At 42.8% G+C, this 24,568-nt stretch carries 20 protein-coding genes; 16 read left to right on the top strand and 4 right to left on the bottom strand.

Annotation, left to right across the window (positions count from 1 at the left end; all coding sequences use genetic code 11):
- The first annotated feature begins 46 nt into the window (after positions 1-46).
- Positions 47-715: an ATP phosphoribosyltransferase gene (gene hisG / locus AC2SLO_RS10880; RefSeq protein WP_486542355.1), complete on the top strand. Its 669-nt coding sequence runs from the start codon at positions 47-49 to the stop codon at positions 713-715.
- A 136-nt stretch (positions 716-851) separates the two neighbouring features.
- Here hisG and AC2SLO_RS10875 read toward each other — a convergent pair whose 3' ends face one another.
- Positions 852-2,330 carry an esterase-like activity of phytase family protein gene (locus tag AC2SLO_RS10875; protein ID WP_486542357.1) on the bottom strand — a complete coding sequence of 493 codons (1,479 nt, stop codon included), beginning with the start codon at positions 2,328-2,330 and terminating at the stop codon, positions 852-854.
- A gap of 348 nt (positions 2,331-2,678) precedes the next feature.
- On the opposite strand from AC2SLO_RS10875, the gene hisD reads away from it, so the two are divergent.
- Both hisD and hisC read left to right on the top strand, forming a co-directional pair.
- Positions 2,679-3,977, top strand: a complete 1,299-nt coding sequence (gene hisD / locus AC2SLO_RS10870; RefSeq protein ID WP_486542359.1) for a histidinol dehydrogenase — start codon at positions 2,679-2,681, stop codon at positions 3,975-3,977.
- A 291-nt stretch (positions 3,978-4,268) separates the two neighbouring features.
- Positions 4,269-5,378: a histidinol-phosphate transaminase gene (gene hisC / locus AC2SLO_RS10865; RefSeq protein ID WP_486542361.1), complete on the top strand. Its 1,110-nt coding sequence runs from the start codon at positions 4,269-4,271 to the stop codon at positions 5,376-5,378.
- A gap of 83 nt (positions 5,379-5,461) precedes the next feature.
- On the opposite strand, the gene AC2SLO_RS10860 is transcribed toward hisC, so the two are convergent.
- Positions 5,462-7,099, bottom strand: coding sequence for an anthranilate synthase component I family protein (locus tag AC2SLO_RS10860; RefSeq protein ID WP_486542363.1), 1,638 nt, complete (start codon positions 7,097-7,099; stop codon positions 5,462-5,464).
- 278 nt (positions 7,100-7,377) lie between these two features.
- On the opposite strand from AC2SLO_RS10860, the gene AC2SLO_RS10855 reads away from it, so the two are divergent.
- Together AC2SLO_RS10855 and AC2SLO_RS10850 are read left to right on the top strand one after the other, a co-directional pair.
- Positions 7,378-8,499, top strand: coding sequence for an EcsC family protein (locus tag AC2SLO_RS10855; RefSeq protein WP_486542365.1), 1,122 nt, complete (start codon positions 7,378-7,380; stop codon positions 8,497-8,499).
- A gap of 332 nt (positions 8,500-8,831) precedes the next feature.
- Complete coding sequence (locus AC2SLO_RS10850) at positions 8,832-9,110, top strand: type B 50S ribosomal protein L31 (protein ID WP_486542367.1); 279 nt, start codon at positions 8,832-8,834, stop codon at positions 9,108-9,110.
- A 165-nt stretch (positions 9,111-9,275) separates the two neighbouring features.
- Here AC2SLO_RS10850 and murJ read toward each other — a convergent pair whose 3' ends face one another.
- Both murJ and ampD read right to left on the bottom strand, forming a co-directional pair.
- On the bottom strand, positions 9,276-10,826 hold the full coding sequence (gene murJ / locus AC2SLO_RS10845; RefSeq protein WP_486542369.1) for a murein biosynthesis integral membrane protein MurJ: 1,551 nt from the start codon (positions 10,824-10,826) through the stop codon (positions 9,276-9,278).
- Between the two features lie 176 nt (positions 10,827-11,002).
- Entirely contained in the window at positions 11,003-11,617 is a 615-nt protein-coding gene (gene ampD / locus AC2SLO_RS10840; RefSeq protein WP_486542371.1) for a 1,6-anhydro-N-acetylmuramyl-L-alanine amidase AmpD, read from the bottom strand.
- Positions 11,618-11,899: 282 nt separating this feature from the next.
- Between ampD and AC2SLO_RS10835 the strand changes: the two genes are divergently transcribed.
- The 11 genes from AC2SLO_RS10835 (at position 11,900) to murG (ending at position 24,509) form a co-directional block, all read left to right on the top strand.
- Complete coding sequence (locus tag AC2SLO_RS10835) at positions 11,900-13,870, top strand: Lnb N-terminal periplasmic domain-containing protein (protein ID WP_486542373.1); 1,971 nt, start codon at positions 11,900-11,902, stop codon at positions 13,868-13,870.
- A gap of 80 nt (positions 13,871-13,950) precedes the next feature.
- A complete protein-coding gene (locus AC2SLO_RS10830; RefSeq protein ID WP_486542375.1) occupies positions 13,951-15,327 on the top strand; it encodes an esterase/lipase family protein in 1,377 nt (458 codons plus the stop codon).
- Positions 15,328-15,414: 87 nt separating this feature from the next.
- Positions 15,415-15,786: a hypothetical protein gene (locus AC2SLO_RS10825; RefSeq protein WP_486542377.1), complete on the top strand. Its 372-nt coding sequence runs from the start codon at positions 15,415-15,417 to the stop codon at positions 15,784-15,786.
- A gap of 84 nt (positions 15,787-15,870) precedes the next feature.
- Positions 15,871-17,139, top strand: a complete 1,269-nt coding sequence (locus tag AC2SLO_RS10820; RefSeq protein ID WP_486542459.1) for a WG repeat-containing protein — start codon at positions 15,871-15,873, stop codon at positions 17,137-17,139.
- Complete coding sequence (locus tag AC2SLO_RS10815) at positions 17,129-17,860, top strand: hypothetical protein (RefSeq protein ID WP_486542379.1); 732 nt, start codon at positions 17,129-17,131, stop codon at positions 17,858-17,860. Before AC2SLO_RS10820 ends, AC2SLO_RS10815 begins: the two co-directional genes overlap by 11 nt.
- A 16-nt stretch (positions 17,861-17,876) precedes the next feature.
- A complete protein-coding gene (locus AC2SLO_RS10810) occupies positions 17,877-18,749 on the top strand; it encodes an SDR family oxidoreductase (RefSeq protein ID WP_486542381.1) in 873 nt (290 codons plus the stop codon).
- A 189-nt stretch (positions 18,750-18,938) separates the two neighbouring features.
- Complete coding sequence (locus AC2SLO_RS10805; protein WP_486542383.1) at positions 18,939-20,318, top strand: hypothetical protein; 1,380 nt, start codon at positions 18,939-18,941, stop codon at positions 20,316-20,318.
- A gap of 166 nt (positions 20,319-20,484) precedes the next feature.
- Positions 20,485-21,147, top strand: a complete 663-nt coding sequence (gene pyrE, locus AC2SLO_RS10800) for an orotate phosphoribosyltransferase (RefSeq protein ID WP_486542385.1) — start codon at positions 20,485-20,487, stop codon at positions 21,145-21,147.
- A 109-nt stretch (positions 21,148-21,256) separates the two neighbouring features.
- Positions 21,257-22,231: a glutathione synthase gene (gene gshB / locus AC2SLO_RS10795; RefSeq protein WP_486542387.1), complete on the top strand. Its 975-nt coding sequence runs from the start codon at positions 21,257-21,259 to the stop codon at positions 22,229-22,231.
- A 351-nt stretch (positions 22,232-22,582) separates the two neighbouring features.
- Positions 22,583-23,029 carry a DUF2147 domain-containing protein gene (locus tag AC2SLO_RS10790; RefSeq protein ID WP_486542389.1) on the top strand — a complete coding sequence of 149 codons (447 nt, stop codon included), beginning with the start codon at positions 22,583-22,585 and terminating at the stop codon, positions 23,027-23,029.
- Positions 23,030-23,432: 403 nt separating this feature from the next.
- Positions 23,433-24,509, top strand: coding sequence for an undecaprenyldiphospho-muramoylpentapeptide beta-N-acetylglucosaminyltransferase (murG, locus tag AC2SLO_RS10785; RefSeq protein ID WP_486542461.1), 1,077 nt, complete (start codon positions 23,433-23,435; stop codon positions 24,507-24,509).
- Positions 24,510-24,568 lie beyond the last annotated feature (59 nt).

The raw sequence follows: 24,568 nt of genomic DNA, 5'->3' as shown, positions 1-24,568 counted from the left end.
TCGCACTTATATTTAAATCACTCTCAATATTAAGACACGGCACACTATGACTGAACAAAATGAACTACTTAATCAAGCAGACAGCAATTATAAAGGGCTAACCCTGGCGCTATCAAAAGGCCGTATTCTAAAAGAAACCTTACCGCTACTAAAAGATGCCGGTATTGAGCTATTAGAAGATCCAGATAAATCGCGTAAACTGATTTTTCCAACATCGCATGAAGATGTACGCGTGCTTATCTTGCGTGCTAGTGACGTGCCAACTTATGTAGAGCACGGCGCGGCGGACTTCGGTGTGGCCGGTAAAGATGTTTTATTAGAGTATGGTGCGAAACACGTGTATGAGCTGCTGGATTTGAAAATTGCTCAGTGTAAGCTGATGACCGCTGGTATCAAAGGCGCAGAGCTGCCAAACCGTCGTCTACGTATTGCAACCAAATACGTCAACGTGGCTCGTGCTTATTTTGCCAGTCAAGGTCAGCAAGTGGACTTGATTAAACTATATGGCTCAATGGAGTTAGCGCCTTTGGTTGGTCTTGGCGACTTGATTGTGGATGTGGTGGATACCGGTAATACACTGCGTGCTAATGGTCTTGAGCCACGCGAGCATATTTGTGATGTGTCATCACGCCTGATTGTGAACCAAGTCAGTTATAAGCGTAAATTTAGCCTGCTTGAGCCTATTTTAGAGAGCTTCAAAAAAAGCGTTGGTTAAGATGCTGATATAGCTTGCTAAATTAACATCACAAAAAACTGCTCAAATGAGCAGTTTTTTTGTTTTTGGCAGATTAAGTGGCAATAAAGGTCACAGAATACTGACGTTAGAATTGTTCAAAGTATCGCTGACACTATTAATAATCCAGTCCTGTAGCGATATACAAACGGTTGCTATCTTCATCTGTCATCGCATTGTCTAGATACTTCTGCTCAAGAACGCCATCGGTTGACCAAGTCGCAAAATCATCATCGTTAATCAGTCCTAAGCGGCCATCACCCATTAGCCACATGCCTTCCAATTTGTCATGTGGATAGTGGAACTGTTTAACCGCATCTAACACCAACACTTTACTCACTGGTTTGATACCGTGAGTCGTTAACGTGTTCCAGCTACCTTTGCTATCTGTCACCACTTGCTCAAGCGTTTTACCATTAATGGTTAGCCCAAGCTTGTCATCTTGGTCCATATCTGCGGTTGGCGCTATCGCTTCGATATTGGTGGCATTGTCTAGCGATATTTTATAGATATGCTTTTGTGCGCCCGGCTTTTTACCCTCAAATCCGCCATCACGTTCAATCACCAAAAAGTGACTGTTATCTAGCGCCACAATACCAGAGTTTGAGTTTTGCGTTTTTTCTTGTTGATATAAGTATTGTGCAATCTCACCGGTTACAAGATTGACGGTAACGATACGGGTTATATTCTGTTTACGCACGGCCTTGGTTGGATTATCCAGTGTCGATTGCATGATACCAACCAGCGTTGTCTCATCTGGGGTAATTGCTAACCCCTCCATACCACGATTGGGGCGACGATTGGCAAACTCAGCAGGTAGGGTAATGGCTTTACCGTTAATCACTAGGTTGTTTCGATTATCGCTAGTAAAGGCATTAATACGATTGATTTCACGACCGGTTTTATCAAAATGAACCATATGCGGACCATATTCGTCACTTACCCAAAAGCTGCCGTCTTTTAATGCGACCAAGCCTTCACCATCTAGACCGAAGTTATCCGTTTTAATCGGGTTGGTGGTTTTGTCATAAGGTTTGTTAGGGTTAACCAAAATTGGCTTACCGTATTTGTCATAGGCGGTCTCACCGGTGCCACCTAAATTCGCTGAATTGGGCAGTCCTGAGATGTTATAGCCTTGAGTGTCTTTCAGCAGAATCTCTTTTACCTTAGCGATGCTACCATCATCTTGTAACTCAAACAGGCCAATGCGCGGCGTATAGTCAGGGGTTGGGAACTTCTTACCGTTACCGATAGATCCGTTAAATTTGGCATTCGGCCCACGATCGGTGAGAGCATAGAATTGTCTTGTGTTTGTTGGATGAGCGGCGGCATCAGAGCCATAACCTCCGTTACGAATTAGCATTTTTTGGCCAGATTTTAAGCCATTGTCCACGCTGTCATCTAATACGGTAAAGGGTAGGCTAGTCCCTTGCTTGAAGTTGCCGATAATTGTATTAAGCTGATTGTTTGCAGCCGTGTTGGAATGATTGTTGTTATTATCATAATCGATACTTTGGCAACCGGTTACGCTAAATAAGGTAAAGCTCATTAAGCAGGTCGATAATCGTTTTTTAGAGAATTTTGGTGCTAAAGTCATGTCATCATTCCAAAGTGGATTCTAGTAAGTAGTATTAATAATTAGCAGGCATGAAATTTGAAGACGTAAAATAGACCTTATCATGCTGCAGATAACAGGATAGACAAGGTGCATTATTTTAATCACTAAACCATACTAGAAGTGTGTTTCAGTATCATGAAGGTAGGAGATTAATATGGATGCCTTTGTTTTAATCGGCTTGTGTTAGCTAGGTAAGCGTTGAGCCGCTATTTTTAAATGGATGAGAATTAGACCGAGTAGTGTTTTTAATGACCGATGCATTTAGGCGACTATAATAATCTTGTGCTAAACTGATTTTTATTATGATAAATATTTAGAGGATGGTTTATGCGTATTCTGAACAGTAGTGATACCAGCTTTGATACTCAGTTAAATGACTTATTGGCTTTTGAAACCGTCAATGACAGTGCATTGCTACACACAGTGGATGATATTATTCATCAGGTACGCCAAACAGGGGATAAAGCAGTACTCGAGTTGACCCAGAAGTTTGACTCACATCCGGCGACCAGTATGCAAGATTTGATGCTAACGTCAGCAGAGTTAAAAGAGGCATATGAAGCACTCGATACACCTATTAAAGAGGCGCTAGATACCGCAGCGAAGCGGGTAAAAAGCTTCCATCAGCGCCAAGTACAAGAAACGTGGGAATATACCGATGAGCTAGGCAATCGTTTGGGTCAAAAAGTAACGCCGCTCGATCGTGTTGGTATCTATGTGCCGGGCGGCTTGGCCTCTTATCCATCTTCTGTATTGATGAATGCTATTCCTGCCAAAGTGGCCGGCGTGCAAGAAGTGATTATGGTAGTACCTGCACCGAAAGGCGAGCTGAATTCGTTAGTGCTAGCTGCGGCGTATTTGTCAGGTGTGGATAAGGTATTTACCATCGGTGGTGCGCAAGCTGTGGCTGCTCTGGCGTATGGCACAGATACTATTCCTCAAGTAGATAAGGTCACTGGGCCAGGTAACAAATACGTTGCTGCTGCTAAGCGTGCAGTGTTCGGTCAGGTCGGTATTGATATGATTGCTGGCCCCTCTGAAGTGTTGGTTTATGCCGAAGGTGAGGCGGCGGATAATGCAGATTGGTTGGCAATGGATTTATTATCGCAAGCGGAGCATGATACGGTCGCTCAGGCCATTTTTGTAACGACCAGCCGTAAGCAATTAGATGAGGTGGCCAAAGCCATTGAGACTGCGCTTGAGCAATTACCAAAAGCAGATATCGCTCGTGAAGCGCTTGAGAATCGTGGTGCACTGATATTGGTTAAGGACCGAAATGAGGGGCTTGAGGTGATTAACCGTATTGCACCTGAGCATTTAGAGCTGTCCGTCGATAATCCAGATGCGCTGATTGATGATATTCGTCATGCTGGCGCTATCTTTATGGGCCGTCACACGCCAGAGGCCATTGGCGATTATTGTGCGGGTCCAAACCATGTACTGCCAACATCTGGCACTGCGCGCTTCTCTTCGCCTTTAGGGGTATATGATTTCCAGAAGAAATCCTCTTTAATATATTGCTCATCAGAGGGCGCAAAACCGTTAGCAAAAGTCGCCGATACTTTGGCGATGCAAGAAAATCTAGAAGCACACGCGCGCTCAGCCCGTTATCGCAGCGAAGGTTAGCATAAGATATTAACCCACTGCACTGTTGGCCGTTTCAAATTACTACGACATCAGCTGTCGTTTAATTTATATATTATTCATAATTCTTATGTAATATAGCAGGTTGCTCATGGACGTCATGCTAATATAAGGGATAAGCTGGGCAACCTGATAAACGGCTTGCCAAATAATTGATAATGATAAGGCAGGTCAAATTAGCGCATATAAAGGACAGTTCGAGCGGGGTTAAGAGAGAAGTAAGCTTATCGCTACCTCTACCACCCGCAGCAATACTCAGACACTGATGAAAAGATGATAAAAACTATGGAACAAAAACCAGATACTCGATTATGGTCGAATAAGGCCCGTAATTTAATGCCTTATGTACCGGGCGAACAGCCAGTGCATGACAATTTATGTAAGTTAAATACCAATGAGAATCCGTTTGCGCCATCGCCTAAGGTTGCTGAAGCAATCAGTCGGGCTTTGGTCAATCAGGCTGATGAGCTACGTCTGTATCCAGAGCCTGAGTCTGATAAGTTAAGACAAGCACTGGCGGATAATCACCATCTTGATATCGATCAAGTTTTTGTTGGTAATGGCTCAGATGAAGTATTGGCGTTGGTATTTGCTTGTTTCTTTACCAAAGAGCGTCCGTTATTAGCGCCAGATATCAGCTATAGCTTCTATCCAGTTTACGCTGAGACATTCGATGTTGATTTAGTAAAGATTGCCCTACGTGATGATTTCTCGATTGAGCCTGATGATTATCGTCAGCCTTGCTCAGGTATTTTGATTGCTAACCCAAATGCGCCAACAGGGCTGCTATTGTCATTAGAATCCATTCGTAAACTGGCAACCGAGCATCCTAATGCGGTTGTGGTCATTGATGAAGCTTATATTGACTTTGCGCATAGCGATGAGGGCGAGGTATCGGCGATTAGCTTAATTAATGAGTTTGATAACGTTTTAGTCACTCAAACGTTCTCAAAATCGCGTTCGCTTGCAGGCCTGCGTGTTGGTATGGCTTTTGGTGATTCATCATTGATTGAAGCACTAACACGTATGAAGAATAGCTTTAATAGCTACCCGCTCGATCGTTTAGCGCAAGCAGGTGCGCTTGCCAGTGTGCAGGATGCCGCATACTTTAAAGAGACTTGTGACAAGGTAATTAAGCTGCGTGATGCGCTAACTGCTTCGTTAACCGAGCTGGACTTTGAGGTACTGCCGTCACAGGCCAACTTCGTGCTGGCTCGCCCTAAAAGTGGTGACGCTGCAGAAATTGCTCAAAGCTTACGTGATGAAGGCATCATCGTGCGTCACTTTAGTCAGCCAAGAGTAAATGACTATCTGCGTATTACAGTTGGTACAGCAGAGCAGAATCAGCGTCTTGTTGATGCATTAAAACTACTGGCTTTTTAATTGGGTGTCATTAAGTTTAAGCGAAAAAACGCTTGCTAATAATGAGTCATAAAAAAGGACAGCCCTCAGTCGGCTGTCTTTTTTTATGGGTTTGGCTGACTTAGTATAGACAGTAAATTGCCCACTTTGTCTTTGCACTCTTGGTATTCTGCTGCGTATTCTGAACTAACAGTAATACCGCCGCCTGCCCACAATTCGACATGACCTTGTCTATTAGCTTGTAATGATCGAATCAAGACATTCCATTGACCGTAGCCATCAAAATTCATATAACCCAATGTGCCACAGTAAGCACCGCGAGGGCCTGATTCAAGCTCGCTAATAATCTCGACGGCGCGTTTTTTGGGCGTGCCCGTAATGGAGCCGGCAGGCAAGCTATCAAAAAGTACGGTCAACGGGTGGATATTGTCTTTAATGGTGGCAGTGATGGAGCTGACCATATGATGCACATTGCTAAAGCTTTCAATGGCGAATAAATGCGGCACCTGTACGCTGCCTGTCTTGGCATATCGGCCTAAATCATTGCGCAGTAAATCAACAATCATTACATTTTCAGCACGGTCTTTGTCGCTATTGATTAATTGCTGCTTAAGCGCTTCATCTTTTTCAGGAGTGGTGCCGCGTGGCATGGTACCTTTAATGGGTTTGGTTAATATTTGCTGTTCGCCTTGATCGTTACTGGTAAATACCACAAATAATTCAGGTGAGCAGCTGAGTAGCTCAAAGGCTAAAGACGAGCTGTTGATATCTTCTATTTTAAACTCTTTGGATTTGGTGTTAATACCTAAGTAACCGGCAAAGGGTGCCTGTGTTTGCTGATGTAACGACGGTAAGTAATCAACCAAATTCACTGTATTGTTGAAAGCGCTAGGCAGTTGTCCTTGCCACTTTTGGGTGAGGTTAATCTGATAGCTGTCGCCTTGGTATAAAAAGTACTGGGTTTTTTCAAAGGCAGCCGTATAGTCGTCAATATGCCAATTGGCTTCTAGAACTAATGGTGGAGGAGGTGGTAATAACTGCTTTTGATTATCTTGCCTAGTGCTATCAGGCTTAGATAACTGCTGTTCTACAAACTGCAGAAATGCTTTAACAGTATTGATGGCCTTGTCACTGGTGTCTTGCTGAGTATGTAATAGCCAGCCTTGATTTGCTTCATAGGTGAGATAGATATCGTAATGACCCATGAATGCACTGTGCTGATTAGCTACGGCAATAGCGTTAGTCGTGCTAAGCGCTTTGGCACTTAAATCATAGCCAATAAATCCCATTAGCCCGTTTTGATAGCTATTGGTATTTGTCACACTGTTTTGTGGTTGCTGCGCATTTGAATAATCAATAAGCTCGCTAATCCACTCGGCATAGCTGCACTTATATGTCTGATTATCGTAAGTACAAGTTAAGTTGGAGCAGTTATCCGAGTTATTTGGCAAAGCCTGACGCGCGGTCTTGAGTATTTCAATATAAACAGAGTCACTAACGCCATTATCCTCATCAACAGGCTCAGTAGGACTCACTGTCCAAGCGACTTTAGGTAACAACCCAATCACGGGCAGGCTGTCATTGTTCAACCAGCAAATATGCCACGGCAAAACGGTATTCGCTTTAGTTTGAGATAACGAATTATGCTCGCTTTGTGTTTGATATAAAGACCCAAGCCTAACCAAATATGGAACAAGCTTGTGCGCAGGCAGGTGGTTAAACGAGAAGATATGAAAAGTCATAAACACTCAATAGCTTAAAAAAGATGAAGCGGCTGCTAAATAACCTATAATTAACGCAATATTTTACATTGCACCAAAGGCTGATAACACTGTTTAAACTGATACTTGTGCCCAAGTTACATAAAATTGACTTAATAACCAATATTACTCGCTTATTTTGGACAGGATGGTTTGTTTAGTAGGATGTTATAACTCTGCTGAGACATTAAATCTTGTGTGACTTATTTTTATTTAAACGATATTTATTTAACTGACATTAAATTTAGGAGAATTATAGAATGAGTAACAAATCAAAAAAATCAAATAACGCTCAGGGTATTGCTAAAGGATTAGATGCCGCCGGTCATTTGGCGCGTAATAATTTAGAGCGTTTAGGCTCATTTTTAGATGGTTTAAGTGCCAAGTCCGGTAAAGCTAGTCAATTTAAAGCAGTAGATTTATCAAACTACGAAACCAAATCAGTAGACAATTTATTTAGCCAACAAACCCTAAAAGCATCGCAGCAGCTAATCGGTAAGCGCTTTGCCACTTATAGTAAATACGCCAAAAAAGTGGTGCCAAATAGTGTGTTTAACAAAGCGACAGACAGTGCCTTTACTCAAGTAGGTAAATTAGCGGCAACGTGGAGTCAAATTGATTTACCAAGCGAGCAGCGTTTTGAGGGCATTCAAGGTTTAAGCGATCAAGAGCGCAATGCACTAGCCCGTGATATCGCTAACCAAAACCGTGCGCTTGCTACCATTGGCGGCGGTGTGTCAGGTTTAGCAGGCTTGCCAGGTATGTTCGCTGATACGCTATGGTTATTGCTGGTATCGCTACGTACCGTTTATCAGTTAGCGACCGTGTACGACAAGCCGTTAACTGGTAAGCAGGGCGTTAAAATGGCGTATGCTGTGCTATCTCATGCTGATCTAAGCAAGATGCAAGAGAAGCAAACGATCCTAGCAGGTCTGGGTATGGCCAAAGGTTTATTAGGTAGTGCCAATAATTCTGGCCTACGTGATGAGCTTAAGAATATGGGCGTTGGCGGTAGCAGCGTACAGTTCTACGCTGAGCAAGTCGACAATATCGCTAAGCAGTTTAATTTTGATTTAGACGGTATTGATTTAAGCTGGTTATTAAAATTCTTACCGCTAACGTCAGTAGCCGTTGCCGCGCATTACAACAGTCACTTAATTGACCAAGTAATCGGTGTAGCAAAAGCAACCTTTGGTCCTGAGCCTATCCCTGCTAAAGAGGGTATCGAAGACAAATCGGACGCAGACAAAAAAGCGGATGATAATGAAAAGGATAAGTCTGAGGCGAGCAAGGAAGACAAGTCTGAAGACACTAAATCAGACGAGTCTAAAAAAGACAGCCAAGATGACAGTAATAAAGACGATAAAGCGTCTGACAAATAGATTTTGAGGTTATTTTAAGTTTGGCTCTTTAGAGTTGGGCTTATTAAACACAATCGTCTAATTGATAAAATGACTTTTCAAGATGCTTGGAAAGTCATTTTTATTTATAATAGAGGCGGTGATGATAGGTTGTGTTATGTGATTAAGACTTGCAACAACGACGATAAATCGGTAGAATCACCGCCTTAACTTCCCGCTGAGGAAGGCTAGAATTGCAAATGGTTGGTATCTTGTGCTGGAATAAGCCAGTGACACGGTGGCTAACCACTCATTGCGCTAGTGCCTCAGTTACGTACAGCAACGCTGTATATCGGACATAGAGAGAATTAATTATGCGTAAAGATATCCACCCAGAATACCAAGAAGTATTGTTCCACGACACTAACGCGGACGCTTTCTTCTTAATTCGTTCAACTGCTAAAACCAAAGCCACTCGCGAATATGAAGGCAAAGAATATCCTTACTATCCACTAGATATTTCTAGCGCTTCACATCCTTTCTACACTGGCGAGCAACGTAAAACCTCTAACGAAGGTCGTGTTGCAAGCTTCAACAAACGCTTTGGCGCGTTTGGTGGCCGTAGCAAGGCTAAGACTACTGACGCTGAGTAATTTTAAATTATTCTGTTGTTAGTCTTCAGCATAAAAAACCACCGCTTGCGGTGGTTTTTTTTGTACCAATTCATTATCAAAATAGATGGCTCAGAATAAACAAATATTTAGGCCAAAAAAATACCAGCTCTAATAGCTGGTATTTTTTGCGGGTAATATATTTAACTAACCATGTTTTAACTGACGTGGACGGAAGCCAGATAGCAATAGACAAACGCCATAAACGACAGCGCCTAATGCACATATTAATAGCAGAGCTATGACTCGATGAAGCTGCGATGAATGAGTTGGGAAGTAAGGTAACACCGTATAAAGCGTAGCAACCATCACCGCACTGGCGAACACAAATTGCGCCATCAGCTTTTTCCACTGCGGGCCGAATTTGAACAAATTACGCTTATGTAGCAGATAGTACAACAGACCTGCGTTCACAAAGGATGCAGCTGTGGTAGCAAGTGCTAGACCGCCGTGTAGTGGCAACTTGAAGTAATAGAAAATACCCACAAATAGTAAGCTAAAGACCATGTTGGCAATGACGGTCACAATACCGATTTGGACCGGTGTTTTGGTATCTTGACGGGCAAAGAAGGCCGGAGCAAAAATCTTAATAAGCATAAAGCCTAAAATGCCGCCTGCCATACTACGAAGTGCAAAGCCGCTCATATTGGCATCATTTAATGCAAATTCGCCGCGCATAAACAGAGTCTGCATGAGTACATCTGCTAGCACAAATAGCGCACAGGCTGCAGGGATACCGACCACGATAATCAGGCGTGCCGCCCAGTCGAGTGTCTTACGAAAAGTGACATCGTCTTTTTTGGCTTCACTGGCAGACAGGCTGGGTAGAATAACCGTACCAATCGCGACACCAATGAGACCTAATGGCAGCTCAGTCAATCGCTCTGCAGCATACAGCCAAGATACAGAGCCGGTCATCATCAGTGATGCAAGAATGGTATTGAGCAGTAAGTTAATTTGAGTAACGGACACACCAAAGATGGCCGGTAGCATCAACTTTAAGATACGGCGCACACCTTCATGCTGAAAGTCAATCTTTGGCCCGACTAATAGCTTTTGTTGATAAAGCTGTGGTAGCTGAATAAAAAACTGCAATAGACCGGCGATAGCAACAGCATAACCAAGCGCCATAATTGGCTTATCAAACATCGGCGCAAAAATTAATGCACCGGCAATCATACATAAGTTAAGCAGCACTGGTGCAATGGCAGGCGCGGCAAAGCGGCCATAGCTTTGCAAAATACTACCGGCAAATGCGGTCATCGAGATAAATAATAGATACGGGAAGGTCAGACGCAGCAAGTCAGCGGCCGTATTAAATTTCTCTGGCTCATCAGCAAAGCCTGGGGCAAATAAGGTAATGACCCAAGGCGATGCAATCATAACTACGACGGTGAGCACCGATAAGATAGACAGTAGAGCGCCTGAGGTGCGACTGATTAAAATCTGCACCTCTTGTAGCGTAAAGCGCTCTTTATATTCAGATAATACGGGAACAAAGGCTTGGCTGAAGGCACCTTCTGCAAATAAGCGGCGCAAAAAGTTGGGAATCTTAAACGCTACCAAAAAGGCGTCCATTAGTCCGCCTGCACCAAACACACCCATCAGCACAATATCACGTACTAGGCCTAGGATTCGAGAGAGCATTGTCATGGAGCTGACAATCATCGTCGAGCGAAACAGTTTGCTTTTTGCCATGTAATGTTAACGCCTATGGTTTTTAATGGGTTCAAAAATTGTGCAGATTATAGCATTATCTCAATGCGTTCTTGACGACCTCAGATGAAAATATTATGAAGTAGAGTTTGAGAAGGCAGTGTGATTTCACACACGCTACCAAACACAGTATTTGCTTTGAGTATCGTCAATAATAGTTAGCCCAATAAGTCATGAACTTTTTGACGTAATTTAGCCCAATCAAAATACTCACCTGGGTCGGTTTTACGGCCCGGCGCAATATCGCTATGACCAGTCAGATGACGGCGTGTTTTGGGATATGCTTTATGCAAAGCGGCAACGGCGGCGGCTAGTGTATTGTATTGTTTGTTAGTAAAGCCCTGGAAATCTGAGCCTTCAAGCTCGATACCAATACTATAGTCGTTGCACTCTGGTTTGCCTAGATAGCTTGAACGGCCGGCATGCCACGCTCTGTCTTCAAAGTTGACTAGCTGAGTTGCTTGTCCACTGCGCTCAATAAAGAGGTGTGCTGATACTTCCATACCCTCAATACTCTTAAAATAAGGGTGCTCATTCCAGTCTAGAGTGTTGGTAAATAGCGCTTTAACATAGTGCAGCCCATTGGCATCGGTTTGCTCAAATTCATTGGGCGGTAGACTAATGTTATGAATGACAATCGCGTTAATCTCACTATCTACAGGACGCTGATTGAAGTTGGGCGAGGGTAACCAATCGGCTTGCATCAAGCGGCCATCTGTAATCGTGAAAGAGGTGGGTGATGCTGATTTTGAAGAGAAAATAGGTTTTTTCATAAAGGTATCACATCAAAAGTATCAAGGTGAGCGGGGAGCATGGCTTTAAATAGCCAACATGGTATCATCGTAAGCTTAAGCTCTCTAGTCTCATAAACATAAGAAAATAGTAGCCGTATCACAGCAGGCTAAAAAGCGACTATCTGTTTTAGTCATTCAATGTATTTAGCAATGAAGATAACTTAATCATCAAAGCGACTTAGCAATTGAAGTAATATTAATATACATCAGTATTTGACTGTCTATACATTAATCGTCACTCAATTATAAATAAGGTTGACTATGTTTGCCTCTCATTCTATCTCAAATCAAAGTACAGCTCATAAGCGCTTCAAAAAAGGCATGGGTCAAATTGCATTAGTAGCTGCTATCAGCAGTGTGGCGCTCTCCACGCATGCAGCACAGACCAACTCTCAAGTATTTCCAGAGCGGTCAGCGCAGTCTTCTTCTACTGCAGTAAGCAATACCGAGCAAGATGCCCAAGTGAATAGCTTAATCGAAAGGGCGCGGCAAAAGAATTTAGCGCAGCATCCTACTTGGCTACGCCTACATTTTTATGAAAACAGTGGCAGTGATGACCACAAACACTATCGTAGCAGCGTAGATAATAAAGATTTTTTTGTCAGCGAAAAAGGCAGAACCGATCCGCAAGCAGAGCTAGATGCCTTTATCAAAGCAACAGTCACTCAAGGTATTGATGGCGATGACAGCGTTGCTTGTCGTTTTCCTGCGCGTACACATTGGTTAAAGACACAGCTGGGGATGGAGGAGATTCAGCCTAATTGTCCAGATTTTGATGTTTGGTTACAAAAGCTTGATCCGCAGCGTTTGTCAGTAGTATTTGCTGAAGAATACCCCAACCGAGCGGTTTCAGCCTTTGGTCATACGCTGATGCTCATTGATTCAACAGCAAGTTTGGCGAACCCAAAAGCGATTGATAAGGCGCATGCTTTAAATGACTCAGTCGCAGGTAATCCTGACGACTCAGCGCCGATATATGCTCTAAAATCTGCAACAGGTGGTTATCCAAATGACATTACTATCGAGCCGTATCCTGTTAAGTTGGCCGATTATCTGCAAAGAGACAGCCGCGATGTATGGACCTATGCGCTTGATTTAAGCACTGAAGAGGTACAGCAAATCATGCGTCATGTCTATGAGAGCAAAGATTTAGAGCTGCCTTATTACTTTACCATGGATAACTGTGCCTCCGAGATTCTGCGCTATATAGATATCGTGCGCCCTGAGGGTCATTTATTGGATGAATTCAAAGTAGCCGTGGTGCCCTCTGATGTCATCCGTTTATTGCAAAAAGAGGGGCTGATTAATCAGCAAAACTATATACCGGCAGATAAAACCTTAGCTCAGGCTAAGCTCAATGACCCTCAGCTGATAGAGTTACCAGATAGTAGTATCAGTCCAGACCACAAGTTTGTGCCAACGCATTTAACAGCTGCAGACAACAACCCGCTTAACGCCCATTCTTTGCAGCGAGTGATGGTGGGCGCTGGTAGGCAGGACGATACCGGCTATCTGAGTTTGGCGTATCGTGGTGGTTTTAATGGCTTTTTGGACAGACCTAGTGGCTATCCGCAGAACTTCCATCTAGAAGCTGGTTCGGTTGAACTACGAGCTTACGGTGATGATGACAAGAATAAAGGCGATCATAAAAACGTAGAACTGCAACAATTAACTGTATTTCGAGGACGTGCATTTAACCCCATTAATACCGCCAAAAAAGGCGATTCATTATTATCAAGCTGGGGCGTAAACGTTCAAGCCAAACAGGTAAAGGATGGATCGAACGCGGGCATGAGCCGCTATAATAATGACAGCAGCCATCTTGTCGGTAGCGTCACTTATGAAAAAGGTATCTCGGCAGCTTTTGGTACACCAACCGCCGGCTCCGGTGAATTGCCACCGCATCTGTGTTATGCCTTTGGTACAGGTGCAGCGCAGATCGGTAAAGGACTTGGTAAAGGCTACCGTGTTGGAGCTGGCGTCAATGTCGGTTGCCGCTATCAGTTCTCTCGTAACGCTCGTCTAGTGGGCGAGATTGAAGCGCCTTATTGGTTCCACGGTGATATGGATTCAGACCAAGGCAAAGGCCATTACTGGCAGCCAATACTCAGTCTAGGCGCGCAATATGATTTGGGGCAAAACCAAGCCATCAGACTAAAAGGTAGTTATGAGTTGCAAAATCGTGTTGACGGTCGTGATGATGTGCAATTGGCCTACGTAAAATATTTTTAGCAGCCACTTTTAAATCAGGGTAGTATTAAGGTTAGACGGGTCTTTCATGGCTAACCACACAATAAGGATGTTAAGAAATCATGGACTCTGATATAGACGCTCAGAAACCAAGTGAGCATGTTGATGCCAATATCAATGAAGTATCGGTCGCTACTATTAAAACACATACTAATACTGCTAATAGTCAGCTCTCGATGAGTGACTTTTTAGCTGGGGTTAGTCAGCTAGCGGTCATCGGTGTGATTGAAACCACGGGCATCGTTGAAGCGATACATCGTGAGATAGTGCTGCGCCCCTTAGGGCTACTTAACCATAGATACGGTAGATTTTGGAATAAAGGCATTAGCGGACGTGTTTATGGGGTGGTCAAAGGGGTAACCTCGCTTGTGGGACATAGTCTTGCAATGGGTATCACTCAATATAATCGGCTCGCACGCCATGCACCGTCTCAGCCGCTACCTAAGACGCTGAACATGGTGGTAAATGTCATCAATGGCGTCATGGGCGATCATCTGGTTAGTCACAACAACCCTATTGCTTTGCCTATGACGCTGTATGGCCTAAATAATCAGCATCAAATTCAGCCTATTTATCTCTCTCTAACGCCTGACGTCAAAACAAATCCTACTGATAACGCCTCATCTAACCAAGGCCACAAGCCGCTCTGTGGTAGAGTCATTATCCTGCTACATGGTTTATGCATGGGCTATCTAAACTGGCAACCGGATAGCGAGCAATCGCTAGGACATAGGATTTTAAAAGAGTTGCCGGATGTGACCCTGTTGTACTTAAACTACAATACCGGACAGCGTATCTCTACCAATGGTCATCAGTTTGCTGAGCTCTTACATGGATTAACTACCCAATACCCTGATATCACACAAATTGATTTAGTTGGGCATAGTATGGGCGGGCTGGTCTCACGTAGTGCGCTTTATTATGGTACTCAAGCTCAATACAACTGGGTAAAGAAGGTAGATAAGCTAATTACTTTAGGTACGCCGCATCATGGGGCGGTGCTAGAGCGTATCGGTGATTTTGTGCAACAAAGTATCGCCAAACTGCCTTTTGCGGGTGCATTAGCCAAACTTGGTGATATACGCAGTGCGGGGATTATCGATTTGCGTCATGGTAGTATTCGAGATGAGGACTGGCAGTCGCTACAGACACGCAGCGTATTGCCTGATGAGGCGCGTCACTTCACAGCATTGCCTGAGCATATTAGCAGTTATTTTTTAGCAGGTAGCTTAAGTCAGGCGGAGGATGAGTCAGACATGAGTCAGTTGTTGGGCGATGGTCTGGTTAATATTGCATCTGCTTTGGGAGAGCATACTAACGAGCACACTCTAGATATACCAGATGCGCATAAAGCGGTGTTTTATGAGGTAAGTCATTTGGCGTTATTAACCGATGAACGAGTTATCAGTCAGGCTGTTGAGTGGTTGCTGGAAAAGTAACTAAGCGCTTTTTGATTGTAAACAAAACAGCTATATTCAAGCTAAAACTTCAAATTTATATCTAACAATCAGGTGTTTACCCTCATTATGACTTTCACTATTAGCGGAAACGTCAACGAAAGCAATAGCATTAAAAATGATAACAACTGTCAATTAAATAGCGTTTTTGTGGCTATTAAATCATTGATTGTCTCTGCTGTATTAATGGGTTTTGCCACCATGACCTATGCCGAAATCAATAGCTGTTATTATCGAGAGTTTGGCGTAAATTATAGTGATAATAAAAACAAGTTTATAGTACCAGCTGGTACTGTGTTTGATATGAATGAGGCTTTAAAAGATATTTATTTAGAAAAAAAGGGCGATTCCTTCATCGTTAAAGATGCTCAAGAAACGCCGCTATATCAAAGATTATATGATATAGAGGTCTATACCAACGGCTACATTATTGCAAAGTAAGCAAAGGGTGATAGGCCGCAAGACGACGATAGAAAAGGTGTTGATAGCAAAGGCAGCAATAGAGGCGATGCCAACTATGGACTAATCGATCCGACCGGCAAGCTCATTTATGACTTTAAATATCAAAGTATTGATTTGGTGGACGATGAACTGGCGATTTTAACCACAGAACACCAAGGGCAACAAAGCGATACTTTGATGACGCATGACGGACACGTTATTTACCCTGCCAAATTGGATACGGGCATAAATCTTGGTGCTGATAAGAAAAATCCAGCGGTTCACATTACTGCCATTCATTATGATACTGAAAGTCAGCAAGGTTATTTTCAAGTTGATAACAGCGATAAGTCTGGCGTGATTAATCAGCAAGGGGAAATGGTTATCCCCCTTATTTATGATGAAATGAGTGTCATGAACGACATATGTGAATCTGTATTTGATATTGATAAGACTAATGCGCTAAAAGTACGTATCGATAATAAACTAGGATTGATTCAGCCTAATGGCCAATGGAGTGTTCCCCTAGCACCTATGCAGTCGATTATTTATTTCAACTTTCAAACCTTTACGCCTTTTATTCTAAACCATATTGAAGCCAATCAAGGTAAGGTGGACTCTGTCTATTGGCGACCTCAGGAAAAAGATACGATTAGGGAAAATCTAATAACGCTGAAAGGAGAAGTGCTGCTTACCTCAGATGAGCCTATAAAAGATTTACGTGGCGACTTGTATCAGTTTTCAAAAAATGGCAAGGTTGGCATCATTAATAATTGGGCTAGGATAGTATTAGATGCTAATTACGATAGAATTATAGTCAAACCTAATCAGGTGTTTATGGCTGAGCGTGAGGGAAAATTGGGTGTGGTATATGTCGATCAGTTAGATCAGGCATTGGTCGTACGCCGTTATTTTGACACTTTACAACCTGCACAAAGTGTTGACATCGATGATATATGGGTAACTGAAGATATAACCACATGGAATGAAGAGAGCTTAGAGTTCGAGGCAGAGGCTGTCTTAGATACAAGTTATCCGTTTCCAAAGGAGACCTATCTTATAAGTGGTGGCAATCATAATATACATTCTGTCGGTAACCCAATAAGTCATGACTATTATGAAGCGGTTACTCCCAAAGCGTATATTGCCAGTAGCGATAAAAAGTATGGCGTATTTCATGGCGATACGGTTCTGATTCCGTTTGTTTATGACGATATCATTGATTATAACGGCGTGTTTATCGTCAATAAGTCTGGCAAGTATGGTGTGTTAGACATTAATAATAACGTGTTACAGCCGATTGTGTATAACAGCTTACAGGATGCTAAAAATGCCTCATCGGATGTCCGCTAAAAGATTATTACCGAAAGTCTTGATGGATAATGTACTTAGTATTCGAGGGTTTTGGCGCTTATTTTTTATTGGTACTGCTGTCGCTGTCTCTAATATTAGTCCACTTCAGGCACATAGCAATACGCCCAACCAGTTAGCCACTCAAGCTGACATTGATAAATCAAAAGTAGATACATCAGACTCGCTGCCTTTTTATTTAACTAAGATTTGCACAAAACCTGTTCATATGGATTTGGATATGATGGATTGTGAGGCAGGCTATGTATTAAAAGTTGAAACACTAAGTGATGGTACGGTTGTCGAGTCACAATTTATGGATGAATACGACGGATATGGGTGGTCACATTCCCGAATTAAAAAGTTAAACGATGATATTTATCTATTCTCATTAAGCTGTGGAACGCAGTGTGGTAATTTTATACTTGTGGGTCGAAATGGCCACGAACAATACTTTGAGCTTTTCTCTGACTTTGATACAGAGACACAATGTGCTGTAGAGTACGACTATGATAAGAAAATGTGGGTTGCCGCTCCCTTTTTCTCAGAAAACCGCATTGATTTAGTACAGACACGTGGCGACAGTGAGTCTGCTGTACTGCCTAAGTATGACTTGATGTTTAATAAAACAGGTGATGTTGAAGCATTCGACAGCTTTTCTGAAAATAGAATAATCCTTTTCACCATATCCAATCCTTGTCAACAGACCCTATTATCGAAATAATAATAACGAGATTAATATGAACGCACCTCTCAAGCGCAATTTACTTATCATCGGTCAAGGCGATATCGGTCTGGCAGTGACGAATGCCTTAGCCAATCAAGGTGTTAAAACCACAGGGCTGGCACGCGGTGAGCGTCATCAATATGAACTGGCTGATACGGCTAAATACATACAAGCAGATTCTCGTGAACTAACAGCCGAGCAGCTTAGTCAGTTTACTCATATCGCTATTATTGTCGCCCCTGATAACTATCAGGCAATCGATTATCAGCAAACTTATTTAGGTATTGCCGAACATATTGCGACGTTAGCGGACAGTCTGCCAGAGCTTGAGCGCGTGGTATTTATTTCATCCACTGGAGTATACGGTCAGGATAATGGCGAATGGATAGATGAGACAGTTATTCCAAAGACACCAAAGCGAGAAGCTTCTCGCTATATTCTGCAAGCTGAGCAAGCACTACAATTCGCTTACAGCAAAAAGGCGGTGGTTATCCGTCCTAGCGGTATTTACGGTAAGCGGCGTTTAATGCTTATCCGTAAAGCGAGCGAGAGCAATAAAGAGCCGATGCTAAAATATGCATGGAGCAATCGCATTATGGACACAGACCTTGTCAATATTATCGTGCAAGTATTAATGGTCGATAATGCACAACTAAAACCTGTATATTTGGCAACAGATTATGCGCCTGTTACCTCTTTTGAATTGACCTGTTGGCTGGCTGATAAGTTAGGTAGCTCACAGCCTACTGTATTGAAGGAGGGTCAACAGAGCAGCGATGTCATGAGCGGTAAACGTTTGCACAGTAATATTCCACGTAACTGGCTAAGATATCCAGATTGGCAAAGTGGATATCGTTATATATTGGCAGAATTGAAGATAAGCTAAAGGCAGGGTGGAGATAACGCTATAAATCATGCATGCACATTAAAATAGCCAATCGAATGAATTCACATAGAATTACTTTGATTAAAACTAATAAACACAAAATCTGTATATCTTAAGTTGCTAATTGAAGTGGTTTTGATAGACTAAACCGCTCAAAACGATTTTTAGGTTAAGCTTGTAGGAGGGCGTATGTCATCAATGGGAAATTCGCAAGACGATGCGCAACAAAGCTCATCAACAGACAAAAAGCTTGACGCTAATTCTGAGCAGCAACCAAGTCAACAAGACGCCAATCAAACAAAGTCTAATAAACCGGACTCAAACCTCAATAAAGCAGAGCAAACAGATTCTCTTCCTATCAAAGATGTGACAAGAAAGCTAAATGAGCCATTATTAGGGACGACGGTAGACAGTGCCGTTAATCCTAATAGCCGCACTTCTCGGGCTTTAAATAAAGAAGCGACGACTTATAAAACAGCCAAGCCGCAACCAGACCGCGTGTCACAGATTAGCGGGCAGTTTGATGTGGCACATCCACGAATTGCGCATCCAGACTTTAACCCCAAAACCAAAGATTCTGCTTTAGATCCTGATAGACCGCTTAGCGATATTCCAGCGCCTTCACCGCGTTATCAGCAGCCTATCAAAAAGCTTTTGCACGAAATGATTGCTGACAATAAAGCGTTAACCAAAGTCATTCATGAAGCCAATCAGCTTACCGAGCCTGATTTGTCTCAACAAGGGCAATACGATAATGCATCAAAGTGGGCGCTTATTGCCTCACCAGCGCTAGCTTCACATTTGGAGTTATTGCAATTGGGCGGATTGATTAATCTGCCTGCCGCATTTTTTGAACCAGTTGCCGCGCATGAGATGGTAAATACAACAACGGCATCTAGTGCTATTGCTACTAAAGCTACGACTGTTAAAGAGCCACTAGAGCTGCTGTCTCCTTTGACAGAAATGACGCTACTGGATATGTCAGATATTTACCGTGTCTGTCAGCAATATCCATCGCTCACACGTTATGGCTTCAAGGTAAGTGCTGATACAGAGACTAAGCCTACCTTAGCGGGTATCTCACAGTTATCAGCGACCATGCCAGAGATGATTAATGATATATTTGCGCCAAATTGGGAGCTTATCTTATATCCAGAGCGTTTTGATAATGGCGTAGACAGCCTAAGCACCGATATCTTAGCCTGTAGCGTGGCGGTGCATATTTTAAAGAAATGTCAGACACGTCAATCGGTTAATCGCAGCATCACCGCGCAGCAAATCTGTCAGCACATGCGCAGCTACGTACTCAGTCAGTGTAATATTCATCCGCAATATGAACAGCAATACCGTCAAATACGTTTGTTTGTGGGTCATGTGGTAGTAGCAGCGCATTATCTGGGACTAAAAATTACCCATGCTGCGCATCACGACCATGCGTCACATACCAATGTTAAAGGTAAGCCGAGTGCCAATTTAGGTCAGCCTATTTACCTTAATATCTCATCACGTACTGCTTTGTTGACCCGTTATCCAAATATCAGTGATTACTATATTAACGGCTGGTCGTAATCACAATAAACAGCTGATTATTAGTGATTAAGTGCATGGGTTTATTTATGGGTGCGATAGCGATAAAAATAGTTTGCACCTATTGGTCTGAATGACTAAGATAGCCCTCTTTAAATATACTGTAAGCTTTTAATCTTGAATTTTATTTACTTTTATAGGAATGCTCATGTCCGTGCAACCTTTTAGCTCTAACGCATTTATCGACCTTGCTTTATCAAACAACGTTTTAAAATTTGGCGAATATGTGCTGAAATCAGGTCGCATTAGCCCTTATTTTTTTAATGCCGGCTTATTGGCAACAGGTGAAACCTTATCATTATTGGCCAATGGTTATGCTGATGCCTTAGCAGAACAAGTAAAAGACACGGGCAGTGATGAGCTGGTTATCTTTGGTGCTGCATATAAAGGTATTCCTTTTGTGGCAGCGACGGCACAAGCGCTTTGGAACAATCATGGTATTAATGCCAAATGGGGCTATAACCGTAAAGAGGCCAAAGATCATGGGGAGGGCGGTAATCTAGTTGGCGCCGATATCAAAGGTAAGGCGGTTTGGGTGTTAGACGATGTAATTACCGCAGGCACGGCTATGCGTGAAGTGGTGGAGATTTTAGATAAAGCAGGCGCCACTGTGGCCGGTATTATCGTGGCATTAGATCGTAAAGAGCGTGGTCAAAATGAGCAATCTGCTATTCAAGAGCTTGCTGAAACGTTAAACGTTCCTGTACAAGCTTTGGTCACTATTGATGATATTATTGATTATGTTGCCAAAAATGGCGACAGCACCCAATTAGCAAAAATGCGCCATTACCGTGAGCAATACGGTATCTAAGCATTAACACTATTGTAGAGTTAAAATCACCATCAGCGTCAATATTATAACAATGCCAATCGCTGGGACGATTCTCAATAATAGGGTAGTCATAACGGAGTAATGTAGCATGAGTCAAAATTTAATGGGCAAATCACTTAATGTATTGGTGGTGATGGATCCGATTGAGACGGTCAATTATAAAAAAGACAGTACACTGGCAATGATGTGGGCGGCAAGTGACCGCGGGCATAAGCTGGGTTATTGTCAGATTCATGACTTATGGCTTGATGAAGGCGCTTTAAAAATCGATGCTCAAGCAGTGACTGTGCGCCGTGACCCTGAAGACTTCTATAGTCTTGAGCAGAAGGTAACTCAGCCGATTACTGATTATGACGTTATTTTAATGCGCAAAGACCCACCGTTTAACATGCGTTTTTTATATAGCACCTATATGCTTGATCATGCCAAAGAGGCTGGCGTGTTGGTGGTTAATGACCCGCAAGCGATTCGTGACTGCAACGAGAAACTGTTTGCCACATGGTTTAGTGATTTGATGAGCCCAACGATTGTGACTAGCAAACAGTCGCATATTCGTCAGTTTATCAAAGAGCAGCATGACGTCATCGTTAAGCCGCTAGATGGTATGGGCGGTACCGGTATCTTTAGATTGACCGAAGACAGTCCTAATATTGGTGCAACACTTGAGATGCTAACCGAACTTGAGACTCTGCCGATTATGGCGCAGCGTTATTTGCCAGAGATCAAAGATGGCGATAAGCGCATTTTGATTGTTGACGGTGAGATTGTGCCTTTTAGCCTAGCGCGTATTCCGACGAAAGGTGAGACTCGAGGCAATCTAGCAGCCGGCGGTCAAGGTGTGGCAATGCCCGTTACGGATGCTGAAATGAAAGTTGCCAAACAGGTAGCGCCGATTGTGAAAGACAAAGGGCTAATGTTTGTCGGTCTTGATGTCATTGGCGGCAAAATTACCGAGATTAATGTGACAAGCCCAACTTGTATTCGTGAGGTTAATGATCAGTGCGGTACAGACATCGCCATTGACTTGTTGATTGCGATTGAGAATAAGCTGATTAATCGCTAAAAGTAGACAGTAGTTGGGCTAATTTCCATTTAATAGGTGATATTGCGCTAATATTACTCAACTATTAATAAATAGAGCTGTTTTTTACAAATTAATGGGTCAAGCGCTGTGTTAGGAGTTGATTTTCCGTCAGACTCTTATATTATGAGAGAGTCAATTAACATGACTTAATGAATAGTTGGTATTAAATCACTTATTACCGATTCTTCTTATTTGATTCCAAGCTCAGATAAGACAGACGATACTCAATTCTTTAGGATAAAGAGGTGAGTGGTTTTAAGTAATTATTAATAACCGCCTGTCTAATCACGACAGGCACCAACCTCAATTAACTTTTAACAAGGATGTATTATGAAAATGCTAGCGAAAACTTTAGTATTATCAGCCGGTTTAGCCTTTGGGTTTGCCGCAAATGCAGCAGATCAATTAAACAACACAAAATGGACGACCTTCAATGATAAAGGTCAGCCTGACTCAGTATTGCAATTCGTTGAGCAAAACAACGGTAAGTTATCGGCCAAAATAGTTAAAGTATTAGATCCACGCGCCGCAGGTAAGAGTGTGTGTGATACCTGTAGAGGTAAATTCAAAAACAAGCCTTTAACCGGTGCAACGGTTATTTGGGATTTAGAAGCCGATCCAAAAAATCCTAATAAATACATCAATGGCTCAGGTATCGAACCTGAAACGGGTACGACCTTCTCAGGTAAAGCAGAGTTAAAAGGCAATACTTTAAAGCTTCGTGGCTACAAAGGTATTTCATTGTTAGGTAAGACCCGTACCCTTAAACGTCGTTAATTTTATCGATTCTTTTGAGTTTCTAACTAACTATTTTATAGAGGCTATAGCCTTTATAAAATAAGTCGGTAGACATAATGATATGCTGCTATTTTATAATCAAGCAACTTTAGAACCAAGCAACGATATTTCGCTGCTTGGTTTTTTGCGTTTAGACAATCCTTATAACGGCAGACCCTACACAATCGAAACAGTTGTGTACTTTGTTGTACATTAATTCTCTTTAAACGGTGGATGTCATCGCCTAAGCATGTGATTTATGCTATGATTTTTCTGATTTATTTGTGCCCTATTTTCTTGCATAAAATTTAGGAGATTTTTTGTGTCTGAGTCCTCAACTGTGAGTCGTCCTACTGAACCGGCGACCACTCAAGTCACTACCAAAGCAGCCCCGAATGTATTGATGATGGCAGCGGGTACCGGTGGTCATGTCTTCCCAGCTTTGGCTGTCGCGGAAGAGTTGACGAGACGCGGTGCAGTAGTACACTGGTTAGGGACGCCGCAAGGCATGGAAAATGATTTGGTTAAGCCTGTTGGCTATACATTTCATACTATTAATATGCAAGGTCTGCGCGGCAAAGGCATGGGGCGGTTGCTAAAAATGCCGTTTACGCTGTCGCAAGCGGTACTTGCCAGTATCAAAGTGATTAAAAGCAATCGTATTGATGTGGTCGTCGGCTTTGGCGGTTATGTGAGCGCACCGGGTGGACTGGCTGCAAAAGCAACTGGTACGCCGCTGATTATTCATGAGCAAAATGCCATTGCAGGTATGAGTAATCGTTATTTAGCAAAATTGGCCACCAAAGTACTGCAAGCCTTCCCGAATACCTTTGGGGATAGTGAAAGTGAGGATAATCCTAAGCTTGAAACCGTCGGTAATCCGGTTCGAGAAGCGATTTCTAATATTGAGCCGCCAGAGACGCGTTATGATGTGGAAGATGACAGCCCATTAAAGCTATTGGTCGTGGGCGGCTCATTGGGTGCGCAAATACTTAATCAGACTGTGCCGGCAGCACTGGCTCAAATTGATAAGCCAATTTCAGTGCATCATCAGTGTGGCCATAACAACTTTGCCACTACTCAGACCAATTATGAAATAGTCGATAAATCAGTGCATGATGTAACGGTTAAACCATTTATTGATAATATGGCAGCAGCCTATGCGTGGGCGGATATTATCGTTTGCCGTGCTGGCGCCATGACAGTGACTGAGATTCAAAATGTCGGTTTAGCCGCGATATTTGTGCCATTACCGCATGCAGTAGATGACCATCAGACTGCTAATGCTCGATCACTCGCCATTGAAGATGCTGCTTACTTAATTCCACAAAGCAAGTTTACGCCAGAGCACTTATCAGAGATTCTACTCGATTTAGATCGTGAGAAATGTCAGACCATGGCCAAAAAAGGCAAAGCACTGGCTAATCCAGGATCCACAGTGATGACTGCAGACTATATTTGGTCAGAGCTGTCAAAATAGCTTGAGTTAAACCAGTCATATTTATCAAATTGACTGACTCAGCCACTGGTGCAGTTATT

Source organism: Psychrobacter sp. CX14 (assembly GCF_057396205.2).
This window is presented reverse-complemented; position numbering and strand designations above follow the sequence as displayed.